This window comes from Rhodopila sp., assembly GCF_965277165.1.
In the GTDB taxonomy this organism is placed as follows: Bacteria; Pseudomonadota; Alphaproteobacteria; order Acetobacterales; family Acetobacteraceae; genus Rhodopila.
The window spans coordinates 441,248-467,057 of record NZ_CBDICE010000005.1 but is presented as its reverse complement, the minus strand read 5'-3'; the positions used below and the strand labels follow the sequence as shown (position 1 = coordinate 467,057).

General features: G+C 66.1%; 28 protein-coding genes and 1 pseudogene. 16 read left to right on the top strand and 13 right to left on the bottom strand.

Going from position 1 to position 25,810, the window contains the following annotated elements; genetic code table 11:
• Window positions 1–8 precede the first annotated feature (8 nt).
• From ACQY4Y_RS02755 to ACQY4Y_RS02725, 7 genes are all read left to right on the top strand, one after another.
• Window positions 9–440, top strand: a complete 432-nt coding sequence (locus ACQY4Y_RS02755; protein ID WP_428490723.1) for a PTS sugar transporter subunit IIA — start codon at window positions 9–11, stop codon at window positions 438–440.
• Complete coding sequence (locus tag ACQY4Y_RS02750) at window positions 437–736, top strand: HPr family phosphocarrier protein (protein WP_428489031.1); 300 nt, start codon at window positions 437–439, stop codon at window positions 734–736. The genes ACQY4Y_RS02755 and ACQY4Y_RS02750 overlap by 4 nt, the downstream gene beginning before the upstream one ends.
• Window positions 723–2,579, top strand: coding sequence for a phosphoenolpyruvate--protein phosphotransferase (gene ptsP, locus ACQY4Y_RS02745; RefSeq protein ID WP_428489030.1), 1,857 nt, complete (start codon window positions 723–725; stop codon window positions 2,577–2,579). The genes ACQY4Y_RS02750 and ptsP overlap by 14 nt, the downstream gene beginning before the upstream one ends.
• A gap of 144 nt (window positions 2,580–2,723) precedes the next feature.
• Window positions 2,724–3,146: a nucleoside-diphosphate kinase gene (gene ndk, locus ACQY4Y_RS02740; RefSeq protein WP_428489029.1), complete on the top strand. Its 423-nt coding sequence runs from the start codon at window positions 2,724–2,726 to the stop codon at window positions 3,144–3,146.
• Window positions 3,143–3,529: a DoxX family protein gene (locus ACQY4Y_RS02735; RefSeq protein WP_428489028.1), complete on the top strand. Its 387-nt coding sequence runs from the start codon at window positions 3,143–3,145 to the stop codon at window positions 3,527–3,529. Before ndk ends, ACQY4Y_RS02735 begins: the two co-directional genes overlap by 4 nt.
• A gap of 305 nt (window positions 3,530–3,834) precedes the next feature.
• Window positions 3,835–4,074: a DUF2188 domain-containing protein gene (locus tag ACQY4Y_RS02730; protein WP_428489027.1), complete on the top strand. Its 240-nt coding sequence runs from the start codon at window positions 3,835–3,837 to the stop codon at window positions 4,072–4,074.
• Window positions 4,075–4,158: 84 nt separating this feature from the next.
• Window positions 4,159–4,341: a hypothetical protein gene (locus ACQY4Y_RS02725; RefSeq protein ID WP_428489026.1), complete on the top strand. Its 183-nt coding sequence runs from the start codon at window positions 4,159–4,161 to the stop codon at window positions 4,339–4,341.
• A 193-nt stretch (window positions 4,342–4,534) separates the two neighbouring features.
• Here the strand turns inward: ACQY4Y_RS02725 and ACQY4Y_RS02720 are convergent, their stop codons facing one another.
• Together ACQY4Y_RS02720 and ACQY4Y_RS02715 are read right to left on the bottom strand one after the other, a co-directional pair.
• The gene (locus tag ACQY4Y_RS02720; RefSeq protein WP_428489025.1) at window positions 4,535–5,494 is read right to left on the bottom strand and encodes a D-2-hydroxyacid dehydrogenase; all 960 of its coding nucleotides are present in this window, start codon (window positions 5,492–5,494) and stop codon (window positions 4,535–4,537) included.
• Between the two features lie 139 nt (window positions 5,495–5,633).
• On the bottom strand, window positions 5,634–6,329 hold the full coding sequence (locus ACQY4Y_RS02715) for a glutathione S-transferase family protein (protein ID WP_428489024.1): 696 nt from the start codon (window positions 6,327–6,329) through the stop codon (window positions 5,634–5,636).
• Between the two features lie 206 nt (window positions 6,330–6,535).
• Between ACQY4Y_RS02715 and ACQY4Y_RS02710 the strand changes: the two genes are divergently transcribed.
• Entirely contained in the window at window positions 6,536–7,438 is a 903-nt protein-coding gene (locus ACQY4Y_RS02710) for a LysR family transcriptional regulator (RefSeq protein WP_428489023.1), read from the top strand.
• Window positions 7,439–7,459: 21 nt separating this feature from the next.
• Here the strand turns inward: ACQY4Y_RS02710 and ACQY4Y_RS02705 are convergent, their stop codons facing one another.
• Window positions 7,460–7,855, bottom strand: a complete 396-nt coding sequence (locus tag ACQY4Y_RS02705; protein WP_428489022.1) for a lysozyme inhibitor LprI family protein — start codon at window positions 7,853–7,855, stop codon at window positions 7,460–7,462.
• 3 nt (window positions 7,856–7,858) lie between these two features.
• On the bottom strand, window positions 7,859–8,755 hold the full coding sequence (gene ypfJ, locus ACQY4Y_RS02700) for a KPN_02809 family neutral zinc metallopeptidase (RefSeq protein WP_428489021.1): 897 nt from the start codon (window positions 8,753–8,755) through the stop codon (window positions 7,859–7,861).
• Window positions 8,756–8,998: 243 nt separating this feature from the next.
• Here ypfJ and ACQY4Y_RS02695 point away from each other — a divergent pair, with 243 nt between their 5' ends.
• A complete protein-coding gene (locus tag ACQY4Y_RS02695) occupies window positions 8,999–10,438 on the top strand; it encodes a 4-hydroxyphenylacetate 3-hydroxylase family protein (protein ID WP_428489020.1) in 1,440 nt (479 codons plus the stop codon).
• A gap of 121 nt (window positions 10,439–10,559) precedes the next feature.
• Here the strand turns inward: ACQY4Y_RS02695 and ACQY4Y_RS02690 are convergent, their stop codons facing one another.
• Window positions 10,560–11,774, bottom strand: coding sequence for an ABC transporter substrate-binding protein (locus ACQY4Y_RS02690; RefSeq protein WP_428489019.1), 1,215 nt, complete (start codon window positions 11,772–11,774; stop codon window positions 10,560–10,562).
• 226 nt (window positions 11,775–12,000) lie between these two features.
• Here ACQY4Y_RS02690 and ACQY4Y_RS02685 point away from each other — a divergent pair, with 226 nt between their 5' ends.
• Together ACQY4Y_RS02685 and ACQY4Y_RS02680 are read left to right on the top strand one after the other, a co-directional pair.
• Window positions 12,001–13,182, top strand: coding sequence for a 4-hydroxybenzoate 3-monooxygenase (locus ACQY4Y_RS02685; protein WP_428489018.1), 1,182 nt, complete (start codon window positions 12,001–12,003; stop codon window positions 13,180–13,182).
• A gap of 65 nt (window positions 13,183–13,247) precedes the next feature.
• Window positions 13,248–13,700 carry a VOC family protein gene (locus ACQY4Y_RS02680; protein ID WP_428489017.1) on the top strand — a complete coding sequence of 151 codons (453 nt, stop codon included), beginning with the start codon at window positions 13,248–13,250 and terminating at the stop codon, window positions 13,698–13,700.
• A 23-nt stretch (window positions 13,701–13,723) separates the two neighbouring features.
• Here ACQY4Y_RS02680 and ACQY4Y_RS02675 read toward each other — a convergent pair whose 3' ends face one another.
• The 5 genes and pseudogenes from ACQY4Y_RS02675 to ACQY4Y_RS02655 all read right to left on the bottom strand — a co-directional run.
• Entirely contained in the window at window positions 13,724–14,083 is a 360-nt protein-coding gene (locus ACQY4Y_RS02675) for a DOPA 4,5-dioxygenase family protein (protein ID WP_428489016.1), read from the bottom strand.
• Complete coding sequence (locus tag ACQY4Y_RS02670) at window positions 14,083–15,666, bottom strand: acyl-CoA synthetase (protein WP_428489015.1); 1,584 nt, start codon at window positions 15,664–15,666, stop codon at window positions 14,083–14,085. Before ACQY4Y_RS02670 ends, ACQY4Y_RS02675 begins: the two co-directional genes overlap by 1 nt.
• Window positions 15,667–15,686: 20 nt before the next feature.
• The gene (locus tag ACQY4Y_RS02665; protein ID WP_428489014.1) at window positions 15,687–16,859 is read right to left on the bottom strand and encodes an acetyl-CoA acetyltransferase; all 1,173 of its coding nucleotides are present in this window, start codon (window positions 16,857–16,859) and stop codon (window positions 15,687–15,689) included.
• Between the two features lie 40 nt (window positions 16,860–16,899).
• The gene (locus tag ACQY4Y_RS02660) at window positions 16,900–17,589 is read right to left on the bottom strand and encodes an alpha/beta fold hydrolase (protein ID WP_428489013.1); all 690 of its coding nucleotides are present in this window, start codon (window positions 17,587–17,589) and stop codon (window positions 16,900–16,902) included.
• 139 nt (window positions 17,590–17,728) lie between these two features.
• Window positions 17,729–17,905: pseudogene (locus ACQY4Y_RS02655) on the bottom strand (hypothetical protein); the annotation flags it as partial.
• Window positions 17,906–17,998: 93 nt separating this feature from the next.
• On the opposite strand from ACQY4Y_RS02655, the gene ACQY4Y_RS02650 reads away from it, so the two are divergent.
• A complete protein-coding gene (locus tag ACQY4Y_RS02650; RefSeq protein WP_428489012.1) occupies window positions 17,999–18,475 on the top strand; it encodes a hypothetical protein in 477 nt (158 codons plus the stop codon).
• 132 nt (window positions 18,476–18,607) lie between these two features.
• On the opposite strand, the gene ACQY4Y_RS02645 is transcribed toward ACQY4Y_RS02650, so the two are convergent.
• Window positions 18,608–19,234 (bottom strand): glutathione S-transferase family protein, encoded by a 627-nt coding sequence (locus ACQY4Y_RS02645; protein ID WP_428489011.1) that lies wholly within the window; start codon window positions 19,232–19,234, stop codon window positions 18,608–18,610.
• A gap of 151 nt (window positions 19,235–19,385) precedes the next feature.
• Here ACQY4Y_RS02645 and ACQY4Y_RS02640 point away from each other — a divergent pair, with 151 nt between their 5' ends.
• The 3 genes from ACQY4Y_RS02640 to ACQY4Y_RS02630 all read left to right on the top strand — a co-directional run bounded on the left by ACQY4Y_RS02640 (window position 19,386) and on the right by ACQY4Y_RS02630 (window position 23,205).
• Window positions 19,386–19,679 (top strand): DUF3297 family protein, encoded by a 294-nt coding sequence (locus tag ACQY4Y_RS02640; protein WP_428489010.1) that lies wholly within the window; start codon window positions 19,386–19,388, stop codon window positions 19,677–19,679.
• Window positions 19,680–19,836: 157 nt separating this feature from the next.
• Complete coding sequence (locus tag ACQY4Y_RS02635; RefSeq protein WP_428489009.1) at window positions 19,837–20,250, top strand: cupin domain-containing protein; 414 nt, start codon at window positions 19,837–19,839, stop codon at window positions 20,248–20,250.
• 144 nt (window positions 20,251–20,394) lie between these two features.
• Window positions 20,395–23,205, top strand: coding sequence for a phosphoenolpyruvate carboxylase (locus ACQY4Y_RS02630; protein WP_428489008.1), 2,811 nt, complete (start codon window positions 20,395–20,397; stop codon window positions 23,203–23,205).
• Window positions 23,206–23,233: 28 nt separating this feature from the next.
• Here the strand turns inward: ACQY4Y_RS02630 and ACQY4Y_RS02625 are convergent, their stop codons facing one another.
• Window positions 23,234–23,785: a TetR/AcrR family transcriptional regulator gene (locus ACQY4Y_RS02625; protein ID WP_428489007.1), complete on the bottom strand. Its 552-nt coding sequence runs from the start codon at window positions 23,783–23,785 to the stop codon at window positions 23,234–23,236.
• Window positions 23,786–23,916: 131 nt separating this feature from the next.
• Here ACQY4Y_RS02625 and ACQY4Y_RS02620 point away from each other — a divergent pair, with 131 nt between their 5' ends.
• A complete protein-coding gene (locus ACQY4Y_RS02620) occupies window positions 23,917–24,783 on the top strand; it encodes a CmcJ/NvfI family oxidoreductase (protein WP_428489006.1) in 867 nt (288 codons plus the stop codon).
• A 71-nt stretch (window positions 24,784–24,854) separates the two neighbouring features.
• Here ACQY4Y_RS02620 and ACQY4Y_RS02615 read toward each other — a convergent pair whose 3' ends face one another.
• A complete protein-coding gene (locus ACQY4Y_RS02615) occupies window positions 24,855–25,622 on the bottom strand; it encodes a YoaK family protein (RefSeq protein ID WP_428489005.1) in 768 nt (255 codons plus the stop codon).
• Between the last annotated feature and the right edge of the window lie 188 nt (window positions 25,623–25,810).

Below are 25,810 nucleotides of genomic sequence, written 5' to 3'. Positions count from 1 at the left end.
GTCCGATCATGATAGGCATGGTCCTTGTAACGCATGGTCGTCTGGCGGACGAACTGCGCTCGGCGATGGAACACGTGGTCGGTTCGCAGCACAACGTTGATACGGTCTGCATCGGACCCGAGGACGACATGGATAACCGTCGAGCAGAGATCGACGCCTGCATAAAGCGGTGCGACTCAGGGGACGGTGTCGTGTTGCTTACAGATATGTTCGGCGGCACACCCTGCAACCTCGCGATCTCGATGATGGAGCGAAAAGGCGTTGAGGTGATCGCCGGGGTCAATCTGCCGATGCTGGTCAAGCTGGCCAAGGTCCGCTCGAAACAGCCGCTGGCTGACGCCGTCAACTGCGCCGAAGACGCCGGACGCAAATACATTGCCGCTGCGTCTCATGTACTGCACGGCTGCAAGGTGAATGGAACCAGCGGACGCTGCGAATGACCGCCGCGCCGGTTTCCGGAACCCCAGTGCTGTCGCGGGTCGTCACGATCTGCAACAAGCGCGGGCTGCACGCCCGTGCCGCGGCGCGGTTCGTAACCGTGGCTGAGCAGTTTAGTGCCTCGATCGATGTGGTGAAGGACGGTCAGGAAATCTCGGCCCAATCGATCATGGGCCTGATGATGCTGGGCGCCTCACGTGGGTGCGATATCGAGTTGCGAGCCCGAGGCTGGGATGCCAAGGAAGCGTTGGACGCTTTGGCAGCCCTGGTCGAGGCCGGCTTCGATGAACAGGATTGACCCGCCACCGCCACAGCATCAGCGACTGGCCCGCTCCGCCCTCGCTGCCCCTGAAATCCGTACTGAGCGGCTGTTCCACGGCATAGCGGTGTCGGCCGGGGTGGCGATCGGGCCGGTTTTCGGCACCACCGAACCGGAAGCGATCATCACTCGCCAGAAGATCCATGCCTCCGACACCGGCGCCGAGAGCGTTCGTTTGGACGCCGCGATCGCGCAATCGCACAAGCAACTGGCGAAACTGCGCGCTCGGCTGGCGGTGCTGCCGGAGGAGAGCCAGGCCGAGATCGCCCCGCTGATCGATGCCTACATCCGCATGCTGGGACCGTCGCGACTGGTGCGCGGCGTGCGACAGCGGATTCAAGAGACCTTGCTGTCGGCTGAATCCGCGGTGATGAAGGAGGCCGCTGCGATCGCCGATGCGATCATGGCGCAGGCCGAACCTGGCCTGTCGGTCGAGGATATGGCGGGGTTGCGGCGACGCTCCGACGAGATCCGAGAGATCGCCCGGCGCCTGGTGCGCAACCTGACGCGTTCGCCGTTCCGCAGCTTCGCCGGTTTGCCCGAAGGCTCTATCCTTGTCGCCGAGGCGTTGCGGCCGGCGGACGCCGCGTTGCTGGATCCGTCCCGGCTGGCCGCCGTGGTTACTGAGGAAGGCGGCGCGGACGGGCACACCGCGGTGATGTTGCGCGCGCTTGGCGTGCCGGCGGTGCTGGGCGTCGCCGGCTTGGCGCACGCCGCCGAACCGGGCGACATCGCGGTGGTCGATGGGATTGCCGGCACGGTGGTGCTCAATCCCGCAATGCTGACGCTGACGACGGCGCGCAAGGCGGTGACGGCGTTCGCGCGGGAACGCCAGCGCTATGCCCGGCTGCGGCGGCTGCCGGCGATCACGCTGGATGGCACGGCGATCGAATTGCAGGCCAATCTGGAGCTGCCGGTTGAATTGCCGCTGATCGTGCAGGCGGGCGCGGTCGGCATCGGTCTGCTGCGGACCGAATTCCTGTTCATGAACCGGGAGACCATTCCTGACGAGGCCACTCAGACCGAAAGCTACCGCACCATCGTGGAGGCGATGCACGGCGATCCGGTCACCATCCGGGTGCTGGATTGGGGCGGCGAGAAGGAGATCGAGGCGCTGAATATGGCCGGCTTGGTGCCCGAGATCGCCGATACCAACCCGGCCCTGGGATTGCGCGGCATCCGGCTGCTGCTGCGCCAGCCGCAGTTGCTCGAAACCCAGTTGGCGGCGATCCTGCGGGCCTCGATGGCCGGACCGGTGCGGGTGCTGCTGCCGATGGTGACGACCGTGGGCGAGGTCCGGGCAACGCGCGAAATCTATGAGCGGGTGGCGCGGCGGTTGCGCCGGCGCGGCGAGCGGATCCCGGAAAAGCTGCCGCCGCTAGGCATCATGATCGAGACGCCGGGGGCGGCCCTATCGGCCGACGCGCTGGCGCTGGAGGCGGACTTCTTCTCGATCGGGACCAATGATCTGACCGCCTACACGCTGGCGGTGGATCGCGCCGAGAGTGTCGTCGCCATGCTGTATGATCCGATGCATCCCGCCGTGCTGCGACTGGTGCAGTTCGCCACCGAGGCGGCGCTGCGCATGCGCATGCCGGTGGCGATCTGCGGTGAACTTGCGGCGTCGCCGAAATTGACTCCGCTGCTGCTGGGCCTGGGGGTGCGGTCGCTGAGCATGAACGCCTCGGCGGTGCCGAAGGTGAAGCAGATGATCCGTTCGGTGCAGATCGACGCCTGTGTGCGGTTTGCCCGCAGGGTGATGGAGCAGGGCGACCCGGAGCGGATCGGGGCGATGGTGGACGGTTTCGGCCGCGGCGAGTAGGTCGCCGTTTCGCCACTATCGGGTAATGCCGGCGCGGCGAGGCCGCGTGCCGCCTTGCCCTCGGCGGAGCAAACCCTTACTCAGCCGCGCGAGCTGCAACCCCTCGAAGCTGAACTCTTCCAAGCTGAAACCCAGGAGACCGCGATGGCGACCGAACGCACATTCTCCATCATCAAGCCGGACGCCACTCGCCGGAACCTGACCGGCAAGATCAATGCGGTGCTGGAGGCGGCTGGACTGCGCATCGTGGCGCAGAAGCGCATCCAGATGACCCAGGCGCAAGCGGAAAGCTTCTACGGCGTGCACGCCGCCCGGCCGTTCTTTCGTGATCTGGTCAGCTTCATGATTTCCGGCCCCGTCGTCGTGCAGGTGCTGGAAGGCGACAACGCGGTGGCGCGCAACCGGGACGTGATGGGCGCGACGAATCCATCAAGCGCCGCCGAGGGAACCATCCGCAAGCTGTTTGCGGAAAACATCGAGGCGAACTCGGTGCATGGGTCGGACAGCGCGGAGAACGCCGCGACCGAGATGGCGTTCTTTTTCGCCGCCACCGAGATCGTCGGATGAAGGGCGAATCGATGGATTGGGTTGGCTTGCTCGGGCGCGTGCTAATGAGCGCGATCTTTATCTGGGCCGGGATCGGCAAGGCGATGGCTCCGGCGGCGACGATGGCCTATTTCGCCAAGGACGGATTGCCGGTGCCGGGCGCGGCCTACGCGGTGGCGCTGGTGGTGGAGATCGGTGGCGGCATCCTGTTCCTGGTCGGCTGGCGGGTGCGGACGGCGGCTTTAGTCCTGGCTGCGTGGTGCATCGCCACGGCGTTTGTCGCGCATTACCATCCCGGAAATCGTGAACAGATGATCAACTTCATGAAGAACGTCTGCATGGCGGGCGGTTTTCTGCAGGTCTTGGCGTTTGGTGCCGGGCGGCTCAGCCTGGACCGAAGGTAGCGCGTGGGGCATTGCGTTCGGCGCTGAGAGCCGTAGGTGGGGGTCATGCCGCTCTCGCCGAGATGCGCCCGGCGGGCAGCAGCTTTTGGTTCATGCGCCACTGGAGCAAGCTGGCGCGCATCAACACCGCCGAGCGTTCGAGCAGACAGGGTTGCCATCAGAGGCTGCAGGCTGACTTCAGCCGGACGACGTTTTCCGGACGACGTTTTAATGTCTCGGGTTCAGAGTTTGTTCTGCCACACGATTCACCTGGCTTGAAGGTTCCGCCCAGCGCGATCATGCTGTGATCGCGGAAGGAGAGGGCCATGCCAAAGCTGCATTACAAAGTCGTTCAGCATGATGGTGGCTGGGCGTATCGGCTGGGCGACGTGTTCTCGGAACCGTTTGCCGATAAGGCGACGGCGCTTGCGGCGGCGCGGCGGGTCGCGGCAGAACAGCGTGTTCCTGGCGATAGCACCCAGATTGAATTCCAGGATGGCGACGGCGGGTGGCATTCGGAGTTATCCGAAGGTGACGACCGGCCGGAGGCCGACGTGGTGTGCTAAGGCCGGTGGGCGCTGACGCCAACGCGTGAGATGCATCCGAGGGGTGCGATTCGGCGCTTCAGAAAACTAGCTCGGAGGACGAAGATGCCGATTCCGCCCAATACGCCTCCGGAATCGCCGCCGCCTGATCCGGCGCCGGAGCAAGCGCCGGGTGGCCCGCGTGAGGACCCGATCCCGTCACCCGGCATTCCGCCTGATCCCGGGCCGCCTGGCACGCCGCCCAACGCTCCGCCGGACCCGATCGTTGCCGGCGAGGTCGGACGCTGAGGGCGGCGACTTGAGCACCTTTTCGGCCCGTGGAGCGTCGTTGAGTAGTCACGATGGCGACTGATCCCGGGCAGCTTCGTTTCCGAGCGGCCGCGCGGGGCGGTGCCGGTGGTTCCACGGTTGTGCACCTACGTTGCGGGCCGCCGGCCCGCCGCCGCGGGTGGCGCCTGGGACTGATGACCGGCGCGGAGTGTCAGTAGTAGGCGGTGCGGTCGACGACCCGGGTCAGCGGCTGGTCGTTGAGGGAGCATTGCAGGTTCTCGACAAACAGGCCGGCGACGATGCTGTCGCGGTCGGGGTGGGGGCCGCCGATATGGGGCAGCACGAGGATACCCTCGGTGGTCCAGAATGGGTGCTGCTTCGGCAGGGGCTCCTGGCGGAAGACATCCAGGATCGCGCCGGCGATCTGTTTGGCGGTGACCGCTGCGACCAGGGCGTGATCGTCGATCAGGTGGCCGCGGCCGAAGTTCAACAGCCACGCCGACGGCTTCATCCGCGCTAGTCGTTCGGCATCGATGAAATTCTCGGTCTCAGGCGTGGCGGGCAGCAGCAACAGGACGAAGTCGGACTGCGCCAGGACCTCGGGGGTGCGTTCGGACGCCAGCACCTCGGCCACTCCGGGGATCGGGGCGGGCCGGCGACGAGTGCCGATCACCCGCATGTCCAGCGCGCTGGCCAGCCTTGCCACGTCCTGACCGATCGCACCGAGGCCCAGGATGCCCAGCGTCTTGCCGTTCAGCGGAGTGGCGACGCGATGGCGCCAGAGGCTTTGGCGCTGATCCTCGGCGATGCCGGCGTAGGGCTTGGCGATGTGGAACAGCGCGCCCAGGATGTTCTCCGGCATCGACTGGCGATGGGTGCCTCTGGCGCAGGTCAGGGTGATGCAAGCCGACAGGTCGGGCAGGCTGAGCCAACCCTCGACCCCGGCGGTGAGCGACTGCGCCCAGCGCAGCTTCGGCAAGGTCGCCAACAGCCCGGGCGGCACGCCGGCGGCGAGCAGGACGTTGGTTTCCGCCCGCTGCGCGTCGGACGGCATGGCTTCGCGGGACAGCGGATTGATCAGCACGCGATCGGACAGGCCCGCCGCGGCGATGGCATCGGCATAGTGGTTGGACGCGTCGGTCCACAGCAGCAGGCGAGGCAGGTTGCGCATCAACGGGATCCTGAGATGTGAGCCGAGTCCAGGCGGTCCGCGGCGGGACGCCTAATCGGGAGCGTCGCGGGGCGGCGGGTTCGCTAAGCATTCGGGTGGTGGGGGGCGGTATGGTGGTCCGCCCACCATGCCGCGTGGTTCAGGCCGCGTTGGGGTAGTTCGACGGGAACATCGCGCGTTTGGCGTCGTCGTCCATTTCCTGCTTGAAGCTGTGGTCCGAGCCGACCTTGCGGGCGCGCGCCACGGCGGGACGTGCGTCGATCGCCTGGAACCAGCGCTTGAGGTTGGGATAGGGCGCCAGCGGATCGCTGCCGCCAAGCACGACAGGGGCCCGGTCGAGCCAGCCCCAGGCCGAGATATCGGCGATGGTGTAGCTGTCACCGACAATGAATTTGCGTCCGGCCAGGTGTTGGTCCAGCACTTGGTAGTGGCGTTCCGCTTCACGGCGATAGCGGTTGATGGCGTAGGGCAGTTGTTCGGGGGCAGCGCGCTGGAAATGTACCGCCTGGCCGGAGTACGGGCCGATGCCCGAGGCGATGAACATCAGCCACGACAGCAGTTCGCCGCGGTCTGCCGGGGACCCGATGAATTGGCCGGTCTTTTCCGCCAGGTAGATCAGGATGGCGGTCGAATCGAATACCCGGATCTCCTTGCCGCCGTCGGTGTCGACGATGGCCGGCAGCTTGCCGTTCGGATTGATCGTGCGAAATGAGTCCGCGTGCTGCTCGCCCTGTCGGGTATCGACCGGAACGAGTTGGTACTGCAGGTCGGCTTCCTCGAGAAACAGGGCGACTTTGGCGGGGTTTGGCGTCGGGTGAAAGTAGAACCGGATCATGTTGGGTCCTTTCGCGGGCGGGCTGGAGATGTTTCGGGCGCCCGCGCGCCACGGCTAGCCTTCAGGGGTGGCGGCGGGATCGCTGCACTGGGTGCGGCGCGATGACAAGCGTGTTGCATGCGCTTGCATAAGGGAAGTCCGCTTGGTTGGATAGGAAGCATACGCTCCGTGTATGAATGAGGTGCTTGTTGGACCTGTTGTCAGGCATGAAGCTATTCGTTCGTGTCGCCGAGACCGGCGGGTTCAGCAGCGTGGCGCGGGAGCTGGCCAGCACCCAGCCGACGGTCAGTCGGACTGTGGCGGCGCTGGAGGCCTATCTTGGGGTTCGGCTGATGAACCGGTCGAGCCGAGCGGTGACGCTGACCGAGGACGGGCGGGCGTTCTATGTCCAGGCGATGCGGGCGCTGGAGGCGATCACCGAGGCCGAGGCCTGCGTCGGGCGTCGGCACGGCCAGCCGACCGGGTCGCTTCGGCTGGGAGCGCCGGTGGCGTTCGGGCGGCTGCACGTGGCGCCTCGGATGCCGGCGTTCCTGGCGGTCTATCCCGAGGTTGAGGTCGACCTGGCGATGAACGACGCGTTCGTCGACCTGGTGGGCGAGGGGCTGGACCTGGTGATTCGGGTCGGCATGTTGGCGGACCCTTCGCTGATCGCGCGACGGATCGGCACCACTCGGCGGGTGACGGTGGCGTCGGCCGAGTATCTGGGGCGGCGCGGGCGGCCGATGACGCCGGCCGACCTGGGGCAGCACGAATGCGTGGTCTATACGCGTCTGGCGACCGGCAACCGCTGGCATTTCGGTGGCCCGGATGGGTCGATCAGCGTCGATGTGCGGGGGCGTTTTCGAGCCGACAATTCAGAGGCGGTGCGCGAGGCGGTGGTCAGCGGCGCCGGCATCGCGGTGATCCCGGTGTGGATGTTTACCGATGAAATTAGTTCCGGGCGGGTCCAGATCATTCTGGATGCGTTCGAGCCGAGTGCGCTGCCGATCCATGCGGTGTATCCGTCTCGCCGGCAGGTGTCCGCCAAGGTGCGGGCGATGATCGATTTCCTGGCGGCGGCGTTCGCCGGGTCACCGCTGTTGCGGGGCGATGCGCTGGTGGGGGAATAGCGGTTTCGGTGTTGGGTTGGGTTAGTGCAGCCCGTCGCCCTGCAACTCGATCGCCCGGTCCTGGGTCATGTCGCGCTGGCAGGTTGCTACCTCGATCACGCGGATGGTGCCGGCTGCGGTTTCGTAGAACGCGCAGTTGTCATCGCGATAGCGCAGCCATGATCGCTGCGCGGTGCGCAGCGCTGCGGCTCTGGCCGGTTCATCCTTCAGCGTCCCCAGCTCGTCGCGATAGGCCTGGTTCAGCCGCTGGTCCCAGAGTTTCGCACGGGTGTCGATGCATTCGGCGATCGCATAGGTGGTGGTCTGCTGGTTGCAGGTGTCGTGGTCCTGGGTCCATCGCTCGGAGGCCTGACAGCGGCCGCTGGGCATCAGCGCCGCGATGCCGCACAGCGCGGCGAGATGCTTCAGGTTGGCCACGCGTCAGAGCTGCTGCGCGGAAAAGGTATCGCAACTTTTGATAGTTCCGGTGCGCAGGCCGGTGGTCAGCCAGCGCACCCGCTGGGCGGCGGTGCCGTGGGTGAAGCTGTCGGGCACCGCCACGCCGCGGGTTCGTTCCTGCATTCTGTCATCGCCGATCGCGGTTGCCGCGGCGATCGCCTGCCGCACGTCGGCGTCATCGATGTTGGCGTGGCGCTGGTTCATCTTGTTGGCCCAGACGCCGGCGAGACAATCGGCCATCAGTTCGTTACGCACCGACAGCGCATTTGCAGTCGCCTGGTTCGGCGCGTTGCGTTGTGCCGCCTGCACCTTGGACAGCAGTCCGAGCAGGTTTTGAACGTGGTGGCCGATCTCGTGGGCGATGACGTAGGCGTCGGCGAAGTCGCCGTCGGCGCCGAACCGGCGTTTCATGTCCTGGAAGAATTGCGCGTCGAGATAGACCCTGCGATCGTTCGGGCAATAGAACGGACCGGTGGCGGTGCGTGCCGTGCCGCAGGCCGACGTGGTGGCGCCAGAGAACAGCACCAGCGTGGGCTTCTGGTAGGCGACGTTGGCCTGGGCGGGGAGTGCCTTGGACCAAACGTCCTCGGTCTCGCCGAGGATTCGGGCGACGAAGACGCCGATTTTGTCGTTCGGCGCGGTGTGGCGCGCGGATGGCTGGGCGGTCGGAGCGCTGCCGCCGCCGGCGACCATTTCGGCGCCGTTGATCAGCACGGCGGGATTGATGCCGAGCGCCCAGCCGAGCAGGCCGAGGATGACGACGGTGCCGATGCCGAGACCGCCACGGCCGATTGGCAGGCGGCCGCCGCCGAAGCCGCCACCGCCTTGGCCGCGGCGGTCATCGACGTTCTGCGAGGCTCTGAGGTCATCTTCGCGCATCGGGATTCTCCATTCCGTGGATGCCGGCGTTGCCGCCGCACGGTGGACAGGGAGTCGATGCGGGAGTGTGCCCGGGTCCGTCTTGCCTGAGCAGTCACGAGGTCGTGCGGTTGGGGTGGCGTGGTCTATTGGCCCGGCCGTCGCGGCGGAGTGTGGGGCGTGGCGTGGTGCCGGCAACGGGGTTATCAATGGCGGTGTTGCCGACAGGCGTCATTCAGGCGACGAACCACGGAGGAATTAGCCATGCCAGCTCGGTCCGGTGCTCAGTTTCTTCGCGGTCTGCGCGATCGGCGCGCGTTGTGGGTCGGCGGCGAGCGGGTCAGCGATCCGATGGAGCATCCGGCGCTGCGTGGCGCGGCGCAGTCGATCGCCGCGGTCTACGACCTGCACCAGCAGTATCCCGACGATTGCCTGATGGCGGACCCCGAGACCGGGGAGCCGATCGCGGTCAGCCATATGATTCCGCGCTCGAAACAGGACCTGTTGCGCCGGCACGCGGCGTTGCGCCGGGTGGCCGAGTATTCGGTCGGCCTGATGGGGCGTACGCCGGACTACATGAACGTCACATATGCCGGTTTCGCCGGGCGCAGCGACGAGTGGGGCGCCAACGGCAACGAGGAGGGTGCGGCAAACCTGGTGGCGTTCCAGAAACAGTTGGCCCGGCAGGATCTGAGTCTGACTCACACGCTGATTCATGCGATGTCGGACAAATCGAAGGGCAACGTGCCGGCTGGGTTCGACGAGACTCAGTTGCACACGGTGGAAAAGACCGCGCACGGGATCCTGGTGCGGGGCGCCAGGGTGCTGGCGACATTGGCGCCGTTCGCCGACGAGATCGCGGTCTATCCGAGCCAGCCGATGCCGGGTGCGAGCCGGCGGCATGCGCTGTCGTTCTGCATTCGCATGGATACCCCGGGGTTGAAGTTCATCTGTCGCGACAGCGTTTCGCTGCCGGACAACCGGTTCGACCATCCGCTGTCGGGCCGGTTCGACGAGCAAGACGCGTTCGTCATCTTCGACGATGTTGAGGTGCCCAGGGATCGGGTGTTCATCGACGGCAACGTGGCGGTTTACAACTCGGTGATGTCGGCAAGCTGGCGGGCCAACGCGATGCATCAGACGATGGTGCGGGCGTGGACCAAGCTGGAGTTTGCCTGGGGCCTTGCGTGCCGGATGGCGGAGGCGATCGGTGCCTCGGACCCGGCGACGCTGCAGATGCTGGGGGAGATCTGGAGCTATGCCGAACTGACCCGCTCAGCGGTGCGCGCGGGCGAGGAGGGGGCGTATCATCATGGCAACGGGGCGTGGTTCCTGGATGGACGGCCGATGGATGCGCTGCGGACCGTGCTGCCGTACTGGTTCCCCAGGGTGAACGAGATCATCCGGCTGATCGGGTCGCACAACGTGCTGGCGACTCCGGCGGCGGGCGCGTTCGCCGATGCCGGGCTGCGTCCGCTGATCGACAAGTATCTGCGTGGGGCGGGTGACACCTCGGCGGCGGAGCGGGCGCGGATCTTCCGCCTGGGCTGGGACTTCGCCGGCAGCGCGCTGGCCAGCCGCAACGAGCAGTATGAGCGGTTTTACCTGACGTCGGGGGCGCGCAACCGGCAGAACGTGCAGATGCGGGCGGACCGCCGGGAGGCGGACCGGCTGGTCGATGGATTCCTTCGGGCGGTGAAGTGAAGCGGTTTCGTTTTCTGTTCGGGATGATGGCTGGGTTGCCGGATGACGCTGATGCGGGATTATCCGTGACGCCGGTCGCGGCGGCTTGCCGCGCCGGGTCAGGGATGATGCCTGAGGCGGATTAAGTCGAGGCGCCTTCGATGATGTCGCCGAAAAGGTCCCAGGTCTTGCCGGTCCAGCGCATCAACTGAAGCTGGCGCACCGGATGATAGTTGGTTGGGCTGGTGTTGATCTTGATGCCGGGTAGCAGCACCGGATTTTCCAGATCGTGCAGGCTGGTGGCCTGCTTCATCATGTTTTGCCGCGACAGGTCGTTGCCGCACTGGGCCAGCACGTGCAGCATGGTGTGGGTCAGGGCGAAGCCGGAGACGTTGCCGCCGTCCTTCACGTCGCCGTCGGGATAATATTTTGCCATGAACGTGCGCCATTGCTTCATCCCGGCGTCGTTGTCCCAGCGCGGGTCGGTGGGATCCTTGAGGTAGGCCGAACTGATGATGCCGACGCCGTTTTGCGGCCCGGCCGGGATCATCACCGCACCGACCGAGACCGAGACGCCGGTCAGCACGTGCATCGGCTTCCAGTTCATCTGGGCAACCTTGCGGATCGCCTGGGCGGCGAATTTAGGCGTGGCGATGGTCATCAGCACGTCGATGCCGGCGGATTGCAGGCTGACGAGCTGGCTGTCGATCGTGGCGTCGGTGACCTCGTAAGAGACGGCTTTGACCTGCTTTTCGTATTTGTCCTTCAGCACGTCGCGCACCCCGGTCAGGTAGTCTTTGCCGAAGTCGTCGTTCTGAAACAGTATGCCGATCTTGGCATCGGGTTTCTGCTTCAGGATGTATTTGGCATAGACTTGGGCCTCGGTGACGTAGCTGGGCTGCCAGCCTATGGTCCAGGGGAAGTGCTTGTAGTCGCCCCATTTGTCGGCGCCGGTGGCGAGGAACAGATGCGGCACCTTCTTCAGGTTGACGTAGCGGTTGATCGCCGAGTTGGTCGGGGTGCCGAGGTCGGCGAACAGGGCGGCGACCCCGTCTTCCTCGATCAGGCGGCGGGTCTGCTCGACGGTCTTGGGCGGGCTGTAGCCGTCGTCGTAGGAGATGAAATTGATCTTGCGGCCGGCGAAGCTGCCTTCGTCATTGGCCATCTTGAAGCGGGCGGCGATGGCTTTGCCGATGGTGCCGTAGGCCGAGGCCGGGCCGCTGTAGGGCATGGTGTTGCCGAGGCGGATTTCGGTCGCGGTCACGCCTGGGGTCTCGGCGGCGCGCAGGATGGCCGGGGCGGCCGGAACGAGGGTCGCGGCCCCGATCGTGGTTAGCAAGGTGCGCCGATGCAGCATGAACGTGTCTCCCGTTGAGCGGCCGTCTGGTGAGCCTATGGTGTCGAGCCGCGGAGCGCCGCGGCTTGGTCGCACTTGGATAATCCGGCGCGACCATGGGCAATGTTGCTGACCGGGCCGGTTGGGGATACCTGAAAGCCGTGGTCTGGATCGGAGCTTGGTGTCACATCTGTGCGAGGTGACGGGCTTGGGTCCGCTGAGGCCAGCAAAGGCAGGGGACGGGCAGGTGCGTGTTCAAGTCGGGATCATCGGCGCCGGTCCGGCCGGGTTGTTCCTGGCGCACCTGCTGCATCGCGCCGGGATCGGCGCTGTCGTATTGGAATCGCGCAGCCGGCACGAGGTGGAGGAAACCGTGCGTGCCGGGGTGCTGGAGCATTGGGTGGTCGAACTGATGCAGCAGCTTGGGCTAGGCGAGCGCATGCTGCGCGAGGGCCATGTCCATGACGGTATTACCCTGCAATGGAACCGAGCGCGGCATCATCTGGATATCGCGGGCCTGACCGGGGGCAAGCGGATCATGGTGTATCCGCAGCAGGAGGTCCTGAAGGACCTGATCGCGCATCGCCTGGCGCATGGCGGGGAGATCATCTTCGAGGTCGGCGGCACAAGCATCCGGGGGATCGACGGCGATCACCCGGCGATCGATTTCCGGCGCGATGGGAATGGGCCGGCGGAGACCATCGAGTGCGACTACGTGGTGGGCGCCGATGGGTTCCACGGACCGGGGCGACAGACGATCCCGGCGGCGCGGCGCAGTGAATACCACAAGGTCTATCCCTTCGGCTGGCTTGGTATCCTGGCGCGGGCGCCGCGGTCCTGGCACGAATTGATCTATACTCATCAGCAGGACGGGTTCGCGCTGCTGAGCACGCGCTCACCCGAGCTGCAGCGGATGTATATTCAGTGCGATCCGAACGATGACATCGCCAACTGGTCGGATGGGCGGATCTGGGAGCAGTTCCATGCCAGGCTGGGCACCGATGATGGGTGGTCGCTGACCGAGGGACCGATCGTGCAGAAGGGCATCATCCCGCTGCGGTCGTTCGTCTGCGAGCCGATGCAGTTCGGCCGGCTGTACATCGCCGGGGATGCCGCCCATATCGTGCCGCCGACCGGTGCCAAGGGGCTAAACCTCGCGGTTGCCGACGTGGTGGTGCTGGCGCGGGCATTGGCGGAGCGATACCGCGCCGGGCGGGTGGATTTGCTGGAGCGGTATAGCGCGGTGTGCCTGCGGCGGGTGTGGAAGGCGGAGCGGTTCTCCTGGTACATGACAACGATGCTGCACAGAAACGAAAATGAGAGCGATTTCGAGCAGCGGATTCATTTCGCCGATCTCGATCTGGTGCGAACCTCGCGTGCGTCGGCGGTTTCCTTGGCGGAGAACTATGTCGGGCTGCCGTTTGATTGATGGCGGCGGTGGAATCTTGAGGCGGAGTGCCTATTTCAGTGCGACAATCATGACGGTGAGGGGCCATGACCTTAGCCAGGAAAGCGCGTGCCGTCGGCTTCAACCATGTTGCGCTCGAGGTGGGCGACATCGAGGAGACGCTGGCGTTCTACGCTCGGATTTTCGAATTCTCGCTACGTGGCAAAAGCCAGGATATGGCGTTCATCGATCTGGGAGACCAGTTCCTGGCGCTGCAGAAGGGACGCCGACAGGGTGCCGACGATGGCCGCCACTTCGGTCTGGTGGTGGATGACAAGGAGGCGGTGCGTCAGGCGCTGACCGAGGCCGGGGTCGAGCTGGTGGCGGGACCGTTCCTGGATTTTCGCGACCCTTGGGGCAACCGTTTCGAGATCGTCGGCTACGACAACATCCAGTTCAGCAAGGCGCCGAACGTGTTGCGCGGCATGGGACTGACGCAGCTTGCGAAGAACCCACGGGCGATCAAGGAGCTTGCGGACAAAGGCATGGCACCAGACTGACAGCGGCCGCTATTGCGGTCGGATCAATCGGCCTCGCGCAGCACCTCGGTCTTCACCGGCAGCACGGCGCCCATCCAGGTCGCGTTGATGGTGTGGTCGTCACGGGGGCGACCGGACTGCGGGTGCAGCAGCAAGGTCAGGCCCATGCGGTTCATCATCACGAACGGCACCAGCGTCGGGAACAGTTCGGGTTGGAACTGGACCTGGTACATTCCGGTGACGTGCGGTCCGACCGGTTCATCGTGCCAGCTTCCCATGCGCACAGTGAAGCGCTGTTCTATCCATTGCCGTAACAGTGCCGCTCGATCTCGGCTTTCGGGATCGTAATAGACATGGATATGGTAGTCGCTGATCAGGGTCGGTTCGACGGGTGAGGGTGGCATCACAGGTCCCTTTGCAACAGGTGTTTGACGTCGCGCTTGGTTACCTTGCCATAGCCGGATTTCGGCAGTTCCGGCCAGAACACGACTTGATGCGGCCATTTGTACTTGGCCAATCGGCCATCGAGGTGCGACAGCAGCTCCGCCGCCGTCGCCTGCGCGTTCGGCTGCAGCACCAGCACCGCGACACCGGTTTCACCCCATTTGTCGTTCGGCATGCCGACGACGCAGGCCTCGGCCACCGCCGGGTGCAGCAGCAATGCCTCTTCGATTTCGCGCGGATAGACGTTGGAGCCGCCGGAGATGTACATGTCGGAGGCGCGCCCGGTGATGTAGACGAAACCGCGTGCGTCGATATGGCCGAGATCGCCGGTGTGGAACCAGCCATGCGCGGTGGCCTTGGCGGTGGCGTCGGGGTTGGCGTGGTAGCCGGCGAACACGCCGGGACCACGGACGCAGATCTCTCCGGTGGTGTCGGGCGGGGCTGGTGCTCCGGACTCGTCGAGGATGGTGACGTCCATGCCGGTGCGCGGGACGCCGCAGCTTCCGACCGCCATGTCGGCGTCGTTCTCGCTGTGCAGCGCCGGTGGCAGGACGGTGATGTTGCCGGTGACCTCGCCCATGCCGAAATACTGCACCAACACCTTGCCCAATTTGCGCAGGGCATGCACCTGATCGGCGCGATACATCGGCGCGCCGGCGTAGATCACGTAGCGCAACGAACTGTGATCGTAATGGTCAACCGAGTCGTGCCGGGTCAGCATGGTCAAGATGGTCGGCACGGTGAACATGTTGGTGACGCGATGCTGCTGCACCAGGCGCCAGGCTTGCTCGCAGTCCAGCCGTTCGCCGGACAACAGGATGCTGGCGGCGCCGCGGGCGACCTGCGGCAGGGCGTGGATGCCGGCACCGTGCGACAGCGGCGCGACCACCAGGGACACGTCCTGCTCGGTTGTGGCAGGCATCAGGTCACAGAGATGGTTGCAAACGATATAATCCATCTGGCCGTGCGTCAGCACGCCGGCCTTCGGGCGCCCGGTGGTGCCTGAGGTGTAGAAGAACCAGGCCGGATGGTCCCGATCCACATCGGCGGGGCGGTCGATCGAGGCAGCGAACCCGGCGAATGCCTCCCAGTCGTCGGCGCCTTCGCCGCCGATCGAGAGCATCAGCCGGCAGGCTGGATTTTCGGCCGCCGCCGCAGCGGCGTGTTCGGCGAAGGCAGTGTCGAAGATGTGCGCGGCGGCGCCGGAGGATTGTGCCAGGTAGGCGACCTCGGGCGGGGTCAGGCGGAAATTGGTCGGCACCCAGACGGCACCGATCATCCAGGCGGCGAACATGCTCTCCAGCACGGCGTTGCCGTTGCGGGCGTGCAGCAGCACCCGGTCGCCGTGGCGTACGCCGCGCGCGGCGAGTGCGGCGGCGGCGGCCTGGACCCGGTCGCCGAAGTGGGTCCAGGTCCAGGTGGTGTCGCGCCAGACGATCGCCGGGCGGTCGGGAAACCGCCGAGCGGTCTGGGTCAGCAGGGAGGCGAGGTTGGCGGTGGGGATCAGGCCCAGTGGATTTACGCCCAGTGGATTTACGCCCAATGGATTCGGTCCGTGTGGATTCAGCGGAGTGGCTCCAGGATCGAGACGTAGTTGGCCACCGCGGCGCCGCCCATGTTGAACACCGCGCCGAGATCGGCCTTTGGCAGTTGCATGCCGCCGGGCGCTTCTCCGACCAGTTGCATCGCGGTGATGACATGCATCGACACGCCGGTGGCGCCGATCGGGTGGCCTTTCGCCTTCAGCCCGCCCGACGGGTTGACCGGTAGCCGGCCGTCCTTCGCGGTCCAGCCCTCCAGCACCGCGCGCGCGCCCTGCCCGGGGGCGGTGAGGCCCATGGCTTCGTATTCGAGCAGCTCGGCGATGGTGAAGCAGTCGTGCGATTCGACGAACGACAGATCGTCCAGCTTGCGGTCGGCGGCGTCGAGGGCGCGGGCCCAGGCCTGCGCCGCACCCTCGAAGCCGGTGATGTCGCGCTGGCTGATCGGCAGGAAGTCGTTGACCTGCGCCGCGGCCTTGAAGCGCACCGCCTTGCCCATGGCGCGGGCGGTTTCCTCGTCGGCCATGATCAGCGCGACGGCGCCGTCCGACACCAGCGAACAGTCGGTGCGCTTCAGCGGCGGGGCGACGTATGGGTTCTTGTCGCTGACGGTGCGGCAGAAGTCATAGCCGAGGTCCTTGCGCATTTGCGCGAACGGGTTGTCCACGCCGTTCTTGTGGTTTTTCGCAGCAATCGCGGCCAGCGCGTCGGACTGATCGCCGTAGCGCTGGAAGTATTTCTCTGCAATGCGGCCGAACACGCCGGCGAAGCCCGCCGGGATGTCGGATTCTTCTTTTTGGTAGCTGGCTTTCAGCAGGATGTCGCCGACCTCCTTGCCGGGGGTCGCGGTCATCTTCTCGACGCCGATGACCAGGGCGAAGCGACCGCGGCCGGCAGCTAGGAAATCACGCGCGCCGTAGACCGCGGCGGAACCGGAGGCACAGGCGTTCTCGAACCGGGTGATCGGCTTGAAGCGCAGTTCGGGGACGTGCTGCAGCACCAGCGAGGCGGGGAAGTCCTGTGCCGAGAAGCCGTTGTTGAACAGGCTGAGGAAGGTCGAATCGACCTCGTGCGGGGCGATGCCGGCATCGGCGATGGCGGCGCCGGCGACGCGGCCGATCAGGGCCTCGATATCGGGGTCTTCGAGCTTGCCGAATGGGGAATGGGCCCAGCCGACGATGCAGGCTTCGGTCATGATGGATCCTCCTTTGAGCGGTTATGTAGGGACTGCCGGGCTATTGTGCCATGATCAGGGTTGCCAGGGCCTTGGGTTCGGTCAGCATCGGGTAGTGTCCGGTATCCAGTTCGTGCCATCGCGCTTGCAGGGTGTCGGCGGCGCGGCGCTGATGCTGCAACGGCGGGTTGGCGCTTTGGCGGCACCAGATCACCGTGGCGTTCCAGTGCTGGCGCCAGAAGCTGTCGAGCTTCACCGGGGCCGCCATCGCGGCGATCGGGTGGGGGGTGTAGCGGGCCAGCGCCCAGGTCTTGGTGGCTTCGTCCAGCGAGGCGAACATGCGGTTGGCGGCGTCTTCGGGGGATGGGCCGGTGGCAAGGTCGGTGGTCACCGCGGCCGGGCGCTTGACGTGGTCGGCGACGGTCTCGCCGTCGAACAGGGCCAGGGCGTCGGCCAGCACGATGCGGCCGATGCGCGGCTGGGCGGTTTCGGCGACGCGGGCGGCGACCATGCCGCCGCAACTGGTGCCGACCAGGACGACGTCGTGCAGATCCTGGAAGAACAGCATCTCAGCCACCTCGGCGGCCTGTGATTCGGTGTCGATGCCGGGGCGCAGGGCGTGGCGGCGTTCGGCGCAGCCATCCAGGGTGGGGGCGAACACGGTGTGGCCGGCGGCGCGCAGATGCGGCGCCACGCGCTGCCAGATCCAGCCGCCCTGATAGGCGCCGTGCAGCAGGACGCATGTTGCCATGTCGGGTTTCTCCGCTTTGTTGTTGCCCAGAGATCAGCACAGGAACCGCGGAAGCGCCATGCCGAGCCGGGCGGTGAGCTTTTGGTGATCCTGGACGCCATCTGCTGGGCGCCAACCCGATCCAGCACCAGCCGGTGATGACCAGATCGGAGCCGATATAGATTTTGCAAGCTTGTCCCGCCCGAGTGCCGGCGAGCGCCGCTCCTTTCGGGAACTCGGTCGCGGCGGTCAGCGCAAAGCTGTTCGGGATCGTTTCGCAACAGCAGGTGAGGCTGACGCTTAGCCTGCCCTGGAAACGGTTCGAGCCGACCTGCATCGCCACCTCGTAAGGATCGGCGGCGAGGGTCAAGCTCATTATCTCACCAATACTTTTGTCATCTGCGTTGTTTCATGTTGTACAACATAACCCATGAGCGATGATCAAACCGGCCGCATCCTGGCCATCGTAGAGCGGCTGGAAGCTGGGCAACCGCGGCTTCTGGACGGCCTGACGAAGCTGGAGGCTCGTCAGACGAAGCTGGAGGCTGGTCAGACGAAGCTGGAGGCTGGTCAGTCGAAGCTGGAGGCTGGCCAAGCGAAGCTGGAGGCTGGCCAAGCGAAGCTGGAAGCTGGTCAGGCGAAGCTGGAAGAAACCGCCATCCGACAAGGTGACGATCTAACCCGCCTGCGGGTGGACGTGATGGCCCGAATGGACCGCTTCCAGGACAGCTTGACTGCGATCCGCGACGATATCAGCACCAACTACGGCATCGCCGATGCAGCGCAGCGCGCCAACGACAACACCCGATTAGAGCTGCGCGCGCTAGGTGATGTGGTAAGCGGCCTGGTGCGCCAAATCCGTCGGCTCGATACCGACGTGCGTAGCCTGAAGGGCGGTGACGCCTGAGCAAGCGGCGCAAGCCAACCTGCCCAAAAGCCCCACCTCAAGAGCGACGTCTTCGGCATCCGTTTGGAGGCGACGGAGCGGGACGCGTCGGAGCGCGCGGCTCGGCAGGATGGCCGAGAACGGACCCGGCGCTTACTGTGCGAAGCTGTATGGTCCGCCGCGGGCGATGGCGGCCTGGTAGGCGGGTCGGGCCTGGAAGCGCCGCACCCAGGCATCGAGGTTCGGGTAGGCAGCCCGATTGGCTCGGGCGCCGGCGATCTCGCCCACGAAACTGAGCTGGATATCGGCGCCGCTGAAGTCGTTTGCCAGCAGGTAGTCATGGCCGGCGAGGCTTTGGTTGATGTAGCCGAGGTGGTTGGCGATCTCGCTTTCGATGCGTGGCGACAGCGGCTTGCCGGCGTCACCCAGCATCGAGACGTAGAGCTTCAGCAACAGCGGCAGCATCGCTGAACCCTCGGCGAAGTGCAGCCACTGCTGGTAGTCGTCGTACGCCGGGGTGGCGGTGTCAGGCTGCAGCCGGCCACCTCCATAGTGGCGCATGATGTAGTCGATGATGGCGCCGGATTCGATGATGACCCGGCCATTGTCGGTGATGACCGGGGATTTCCCGAGCGGGTGGATCGATTTGAGTTCGGGCGGGGCGAGGCGGGTCTGGCTGTCGCGCTGATAACATTGGATGTCGTACGGCAGCGCCAGTTCCTCGAGCAGCCAGAGGATGCGCTGGGAGCGTGAGTCGTTGAGGTGGTGCACGGTGATCATGGGTGTGTCCTTGGGCTGGGTGCGATGGGCCAGGGGATCGGCGAGGCGATAGGGGTCAGGGTAGGCGGTGCGGGCGGCGAGCGCTATCCGGCATGGACAGCATGGCGTCGGATGGGTATCGGGCAGCGTTTGATCGCTTTGAGGTGTGCCGATGTCCGATGTCCCGCCCGATCGCCTGTGCAATGACCCTGGCAGCCAGTTTTACGACGAGGCATCGCTGCGTCGCGGTGTGGGCATCCGCTTCAAGGGTGTCGAGAAGACCAATGTCGAGGAATACTGCGTCAGCGAGGGCTGGATCAGGATGGCCGTGGGCAAGACGCTGGACCGGCGGGGGAAGCCGATGACGATGAAGGCGAGCGGGCCGGTCGAGCCGTATTTTCGTGATGGTGCGGGGTACGATGGTGCGGGGCAGGATGGTGTGGGGGGCGAAGGCGGGACGGAATAGGGTGCGATAACACGCTGCGTCGGCTTGCCCGGTTGCGCCATTCGGCGGGACGGGCTGCAGCCGCCTGGTTCGCGCGGCTTGAACCTATCGCCGAGCGCGATCATGCTCTGGAGGGTGCGCGGATCGGCGCAGCGCCAATGGCGGGAGGAGAATCAACATGAACGACGTGGTGGGAACCGAAGGCGGCAAGTTGGCGCATGCGACGCTGGAGAACGCCGACTATGTGCCGGGGCGGCGGTCGTTTTTCAAATACCGCGATCTTGGGGTGACCCGGGCGACCGGTGGCAAGATGCGGGCGCAGGTGACCTCGGCGACGCAAGGGATGGGCGAGCCGACCGGGTGGCACTATCACGTCTGCGAGCAGCAGTTCGTCTACATGCTGAAGGGCTGGGTCGATCTGGAGTTCGAGGACGGCACCAAGGTGCGGCTGAAGCCGGGAGAGTCGCTGATGATCCCCGGCGGGATGCGGCACAATGAGACCGGGACGGCGGACGAACTCGAGCTGCTGGAGGTTTCGGTGCCGTCGGAGATGAAAACCGTGACGTGTGACCCGCCGGCCGGAAAGAAGTAGCGCGCCGCGTTTTCGCCGGAAGGTATCCGAGCGTTCACGGTCCGGGCGTCCGCAGTTGGACCGTCTGTAGAGCCAGGGCTTGCAGCGCAAGATGAGTCCGGGTGTGCGCTTGCTGCGTTGCACAAATCGGGTCACACTCGATCCATGCCGGATGTGCCCGCCGCGCCGTCGACGAATGTCCTGGCCCAGGAACTCCTGGACCTGACGGGTCGGCTGGGCGCGCGGGCGGAAGAGGACCCGTTTGGCAACCCGGTGCTGCTGGTGTCGCTGGCGATCACCCGGCGGTTGGATAACGCCAGCCTGACCGAGGCGGATATCGCCGGCCTGATCCGGCATTTGCGCGATGCCGCGTTTCACGATCGGGCGGCGCGGATCAGGTCGTATGTCGGCAGCATCGACAAGGCGGCGAACGAGGGCATTCTGGCGACGCTGGCCAGGCATCTGCTGCGGCCCGATCCGGACGACAGTCCGGTGCGTTGGGCGGAGTATCGGGCGCTGACCGAGCGGACCCGATTTGCCGCGGTTTTCACCGCGCATCCTACGTTCTCGGTGCCATTGGCGGTGAACCAGGCGCTGGCGGAGGCGGCGAGCGGCCGGCCGGCCGCGGATTTCGAATCGCATCGTCCGCCGGCGATCAGCTTGCGCAGCGAGTTCGACCAGTCGGTCGCCGCGATCGCCCATGGGCGCGACGCGGTCGACCGCTTCAATGCGGCGTTGATTTCGGTGGCGCGCGGCGCCTGGGCCGATCGCTGGACCGAGTTGGCGCCCAGTCCGGTGATCCTGTCGACCTGGGTTGGCTACGACACCGACGGGCGGACCGATATCGGCTGGTGGGACACGCTGCGACTGCGGCTGGAGATGAAGCGTCTGCAGCTTGGTCGGTTGCGCGCGCAGGTGTCGGGGCTGCCGCAGGGGTCAACCAGCGCCGAGCCGCTGGGCGAACGGCTGGGTGAAGCGTTGGCGGCGGTGGAGCGGCAGATCGAGCTGTGCCCGGATCAGCCGGAGCCGGCCAAGGTGTCTGCCTTCGCGCATGCCCTGGTCGGTGGCCGGGACGCCGCGCTGACATCGCCGGCGCCGCTGCTGCCGCTGTTCCGTTCGGCGATCACCGGCGCCTCGGATGACGACAAGCTAGCGCTGACGGTCGCGCGTGCGGGGCTGGTCTCGCATGGGCTGGCGCTGGCGCACACGCATACCAGGCTGAACGCGGCACAGATCCACAACGTGGTGCGCCAGCGGCTGGGGATCGCCGATCCGCCGGAGGATCCATCGCGTCGGCGCGCGTTGTTCGGGGCGATCAACGCCGCGCTGGACTCGGTGCAGGCCGAACCGGTGGATTTCGGCGCGCTGATCAGCGAACAGGCCTCCGCCGCGCGGCTGATGATGACTGTGGCCCAGATCGTCAAGCATATCGACAGCTCGGTTGCGGTGCGGTTCCTGATCGCGGAGACCGAGACCGGGTATACGCTGCTGGCGGCGCTGTGGCTGGCGCGGTTGTTCGGGATCGAGCGCCATGTCGAGATCTCACCGCTGTTCGAGACGGCGGATGCGCTGGAGCGCGGGTCGATGGTGCTGGAGGAGGCGCTGCGCAGCCCGCACTACCGGGCCTATCTGAAACAGACCGGCAAGCTGGCGCTGCAGTTCGGCTATTCCGATTCCGGGCGCTATGTCGGCCAGCTCGCGGCCAGCTACCTGATCGAGCGGCTGCGGTTGAAGATCGGGCAGACGCTGGAGCACCATGGGGTCACCGGGGTTGAGGTCATTCTGTTCGACACTCATGGTGAGAGTATCGGGCGCGGAGCGCATCCCGGATCGCTGGCCGATCGGCTGAAGTATCTGTCGCCGACGGCGTGCCGGCAGGCGCTGGGGCGGGCCGGACTGAAGGTGCGGGAGGAGGCGGCGTTCCAGGGCGGCGACGGGTATCTGCTGTTCGGCTCGCCGGAGTTGGCACTGGCGACGATCACCCGGATCGCCGAGCAGACCTATCATCCGGCGGCGGGGCCGATCGAGGACCCGGTGTATGCCGATCCCGACTTCGCCGCCGACTTCTTTGCCACGATTCGCAGCGGCATGGAGGGGCTGGTCGAGGATGCCGGGTATGCCGCACTGCTGGGTGCGTTCGGTCCGGCGCTGCTGGACCGCACCGGGTCGCGGCCCTCGGCGCGGCAGTCGGATGGGATGGGTGGGGCGGCGCGGATTCGCCATCCCAGCGAATTGCGAGCGATCCCGAACAACGCGATCCTGCAGCAGATCGGCTGGTGCGCAAACACGCTGCAGGGGATCGGCGCGGCGGCCGCGCGGCACCCCGAGACGTTCACCGAGTTGCGCCATGGCAGCCGCCGGTTCAAGCGGGCGATGGACCTGGCGAGCCACGCGCTGGCGCATTCCGATATCGAGGTGCTGCGCGCGGTGATCGCCAGCCTCGATCCCGGGACTTGGCTGGATCGTGCCGCGCACACCCGGCGGCCGGGGCGGCGCGAGGCCCTGGTGGGGGTCGCCAAGGCGCTGGAGCGGCTGGATATCTGGGCAGCGGCCCAATCGATGTTCCGGCGCATCTCGGCCGATCATCTGGCGCTGCGGGTGACCTGGCCGGATGTGCCGCGGATGGCGAACCGGGAGGTTTTGCTGCACGCGCTGCGGCTGGCGCTGATCCATCGGATTTGGCTGCTGGCGACGGAGATTCCGGATTTCTCGCCGCGCCACGGGGTGACTCGGTTGGCGTTGGAGGCGGCGATCCTGCGGCTGGATATCGATGCGTCACTGGCGGTGCTGGCGCAGATTTTTCCGGTGGCGGCGGATGCGTCGGCGGATTGCGATTATGGCGAGCCTTCGCCGCCGCGGGGGGGTGATGCGTATGCGCGGGAGCATGAGGAGATTTTCGCACCGATCGGGCGGCTGTTCGGGATGGTGCGGGAGATCGCGACGGCGGTGACGCATGACGTGGGGGCGTTCGGGTAGCGGGGTGCGTGGCGGTCGGGCAGGCGCCCTAGTTGTTGATCCCCGCCGCCTGCATCAGCACCTTGGCGGCGTTTTGCGCCTGGTGAGCGACGGTAGGGTCCTGTTGCACCAGCATCGCGGCGATCGCACCCTCGAACAGCAGCGCGATCTGGCCGGCGAGAGTGTCGGGGTCGGCGGCGCCGGCCTGTTCCAGCAGGGCTGCGAAGTGGCGGCGCCGATCGGCCTTGAAGTCACGCGCGATGGCGCGGGCGGTGGCGCAGTCGTCGGCCAGCTCGGTCACCGCGTTGACGAACGGGCAGCCGCGGAAATCGCCCTCGGCGAAGCGTGCGTGCAGCAGGTCGAATAGCGCCAGGACCTGGGTTGCCGGCGGCTGGTCGGACGGCGGCAAGGGTTGGATGCGCTGGCGCAGATAGGCGGCGACGAGGGCGTCCTTGGAGGCAAACGTATCGTACAGTGAGCGCTTGCTGATACCGGCTTCGGCCGCCACGGTATCGACGCCGACGGCGCGGATGCCCTTGCGGTAGAACAGCCGGTCGGCCGCCTGCATGATTCGCTCCGCCATGGGGGCCCGTTCGGTCACGCTGATCAGTCTCCTGTTCGCCAGTGATGATTTAGCTTGCCGATGGCGGACTTTACACCATGTGGGTTTCCACACCGATCGGTGTGTCGATATCAGGGGCGCGGATCGGATCCGCAAGGAGGATGGGCATTATGGACGCGGTTACTTCTCTGCCTGAGGTTTCTTTTCTGCCCGAGATGGGGGGTTCGGCGGTTGCCGGCGAGGTGGTGTACTTGGCGAGGACGGCGGAGAAGCCGTACGTCTACACCTATGACCCGCCGGACGGGGTGGCGAAGAGCAACCTGATTGCCGAGGCGCACACGGTGCCGATCCTCGACATGCGCCCGATCGCGGACCGGCTGGGGCTGGATGCGCAGGGTTTCGCGCTGGTCGAAGCGGCCACCTCGGTGGCGGACTTTTACGACGAGGACTCGGTCGAGGCGATGTATTATCCGGAAGCCGAGCGGCTGGTGAAGCAGGCGACCGGGGCGGCGAGGGTGGTGGTTTTCGATCGCACGATAAGGCGGCGGGAACATGGCGTGCAGGACCGCGCGCCGGGCACTCCGCGTCAGCCGGTGACGCGGATTCATGGCGACTATACCGAGGTGTCGGGTCCGCAGCGGGTGCGCGACTTGATGGGTGCCGAGGCGGACGAGTTGTTGCGGCGGCGGTTTGCCATCGTCAACGTGTGGCGGCCGATCCGCGGGCCGCTGCACGATGCGCCGCTGGCGGTGTGCGACGCCGGATCGTTGGCTGATGGCGACCTGGTGGCGCAGGACCTGATCTATCGCGACCGCAGGGGCGAGATCTACGGGCTGACCTATAACCCGGCGCATCGTTGGTATTATGCGCCGGCGATGCGGGCGGACGAAGCGTTGTTGTTGAAGTGTTTCGATTCGCTGAAGGACGGCCGGGCGCGGTTCATGCCGCACACATCGTTTGCCGATCCGAACGCGCCGGCGGACATGCTGCCGCGGGAGAGCATCGAGTTGCGCACTTTGGCATTCTTCGATGCGTGACTGCATGGGTTTATCCGGCAGCGGGCGGTAAAGCTCGCCGGCCGGGTTTTGGTGATCGCACAGGCGGGAATTCACCGCTTGGCGGTTTTGGCCTGCCTCGCCCTACGGGCACCGGATACCTCGTCAGCAAGCGCGATAATCAACACGACCGCAATCGCGATGGCCGGTAGCGCGGGCAGCTCGATGGCTGGAGCGGCAGCCAGGAGCGGCTTGGGTTGAAGTTCGAGGAAGCCAGTGAGAGCGGCGCCCGCGATGTAGCCGAGGAAAGCGGACGCCGGCCATCGGATCGGGCCACTTGGCGGTTTGCCGGCTAGCGACGAAACGCGACCGACCGCGTCGAGGACGATCTTAGTCAGGGTGCCGGTGAAGTAGGTAGTCGCGACGCCTGGCACGCCGATGCGTTGCGCCGCGGAGCTCTGCATGCCCATCGCGATCGCCGAGAGTGCGATCAAGCCATAGAGCAGCCAATTGGACGAGGGACCCGCGCCGAAATACCACATGGCGGCGAACGCGATCAGCAGCGCCTCTTCCGCCAGCAGGCAACCGCTGGTCACGCGCGAGCAGCCGGACTCGGCCGGATGCCGGCGCAATAAGACGGCGCCCACTCCCAATCCGATCAGGAAGCCGGCGAACGCGGCCAGGTTGCGCGTTGTCTCTGGGAACTTGCCCTGCCCGAGGTCGAGGCCAAGCAGGGCGGCGTTGCCGGTCATCGCCGAGGTGAACACGTGGCCCAGTTGGCGGTAGCTCAGGATGTCCATGCATCCCGACGCGAAGCTCATCAGGATCAGTTTTGCGCCAACGGCGACGGATCTGGCCCGTGGCGCTGCCGGCGCGGCCATCAGGCGACTGATCCGGGTTGCGTGCGCGGATGGGATAGCGTGGTCGTGTTGCTTCCCTGCGATCGGATACTAGGACTGTAACCCGCGGCATGGGCGGCCCACCGGTGCGTCGAGCCGTGGCTCGGCAGGCTGAACGCGTGGCGCTGCACGGGAGCGGGGGTGTGCCGTATGCTGGGCATGTTCTGTGC

Coding starts and splice junctions, on each gene's coding strand:
- ACQY4Y_RS02755 (WP_428490723.1), top strand. CDS start 9: ATGATAGGCATGGTCCTTGTAACGCATGGTCGTCTGGCGGACGAACTG.
- ACQY4Y_RS02750 (WP_428489031.1), top strand. CDS start 437: ATGACCGCCGCGCCGGTTTCCGGAACCCCAGTGCTGTCGCGGGTCGTC.
- ptsP (WP_428489030.1), top strand. CDS start 723: ATGAACAGGATTGACCCGCCACCGCCACAGCATCAGCGACTGGCCCGC.
- ndk (WP_428489029.1), top strand. CDS start 2,724: ATGGCGACCGAACGCACATTCTCCATCATCAAGCCGGACGCCACTCGC.
- ACQY4Y_RS02735 (WP_428489028.1), top strand. CDS start 3,143: ATGAAGGGCGAATCGATGGATTGGGTTGGCTTGCTCGGGCGCGTGCTA.
- ACQY4Y_RS02730 (WP_428489027.1), top strand. CDS start 3,835: ATGCCAAAGCTGCATTACAAAGTCGTTCAGCATGATGGTGGCTGGGCG.
- ACQY4Y_RS02725 (WP_428489026.1), top strand. CDS start 4,159: ATGCCGATTCCGCCCAATACGCCTCCGGAATCGCCGCCGCCTGATCCG.
- ACQY4Y_RS02720 (WP_428489025.1), bottom strand. CDS start 5,494: ATGCGCAACCTGCCTCGCCTGCTGCTGTGGACCGACGCGTCCAACCAC.
- ACQY4Y_RS02715 (WP_428489024.1), bottom strand. CDS start 6,329: ATGATCCGGTTCTACTTTCACCCGACGCCAAACCCCGCCAAAGTCGCC.
- ACQY4Y_RS02710 (WP_428489023.1), top strand. CDS start 6,536: ATGAAGCTATTCGTTCGTGTCGCCGAGACCGGCGGGTTCAGCAGCGTG.
- ypfJ (WP_428489021.1), bottom strand. CDS start 8,755: ATGCGCGAAGATGACCTCAGAGCCTCGCAGAACGTCGATGACCGCCGC.
- ACQY4Y_RS02695 (WP_428489020.1), top strand. CDS start 8,999: ATGCCAGCTCGGTCCGGTGCTCAGTTTCTTCGCGGTCTGCGCGATCGG.
- ACQY4Y_RS02690 (WP_428489019.1), bottom strand. CDS start 11,774: ATGCTGCATCGGCGCACCTTGCTAACCACGATCGGGGCCGCGACCCTC.
- ACQY4Y_RS02680 (WP_428489017.1), top strand. CDS start 13,248: ATGACCTTAGCCAGGAAAGCGCGTGCCGTCGGCTTCAACCATGTTGCG.
- ACQY4Y_RS02675 (WP_428489016.1), bottom strand. CDS start 14,083: ATGCCACCCTCACCCGTCGAACCGACCCTGATCAGCGACTACCATATC.
- ACQY4Y_RS02665 (WP_428489014.1), bottom strand. CDS start 16,859: ATGACCGAAGCCTGCATCGTCGGCTGGGCCCATTCCCCATTCGGCAAG.
- ACQY4Y_RS02660 (WP_428489013.1), bottom strand. CDS start 17,589: ATGGCAACATGCGTCCTGCTGCACGGCGCCTATCAGGGCGGCTGGATC.
- ACQY4Y_RS02650 (WP_428489012.1), top strand. CDS start 17,999: ATGAGCGATGATCAAACCGGCCGCATCCTGGCCATCGTAGAGCGGCTG.
- ACQY4Y_RS02645 (WP_428489011.1), bottom strand. CDS start 19,234: ATGATCACCGTGCACCACCTCAACGACTCACGCTCCCAGCGCATCCTC.
- ACQY4Y_RS02640 (WP_428489010.1), top strand. CDS start 19,386: ATGTCCGATGTCCCGCCCGATCGCCTGTGCAATGACCCTGGCAGCCAG.
- ACQY4Y_RS02635 (WP_428489009.1), top strand. CDS start 19,837: ATGAACGACGTGGTGGGAACCGAAGGCGGCAAGTTGGCGCATGCGACG.
- ACQY4Y_RS02630 (WP_428489008.1), top strand. CDS start 20,395: ATGCCGGATGTGCCCGCCGCGCCGTCGACGAATGTCCTGGCCCAGGAA.
- ACQY4Y_RS02620 (WP_428489006.1), top strand. CDS start 23,917: ATGGACGCGGTTACTTCTCTGCCTGAGGTTTCTTTTCTGCCCGAGATG.
- ACQY4Y_RS02615 (WP_428489005.1), bottom strand. CDS start 25,622: ATGGCCGCGCCGGCAGCGCCACGGGCCAGATCCGTCGCCGTTGGCGCA.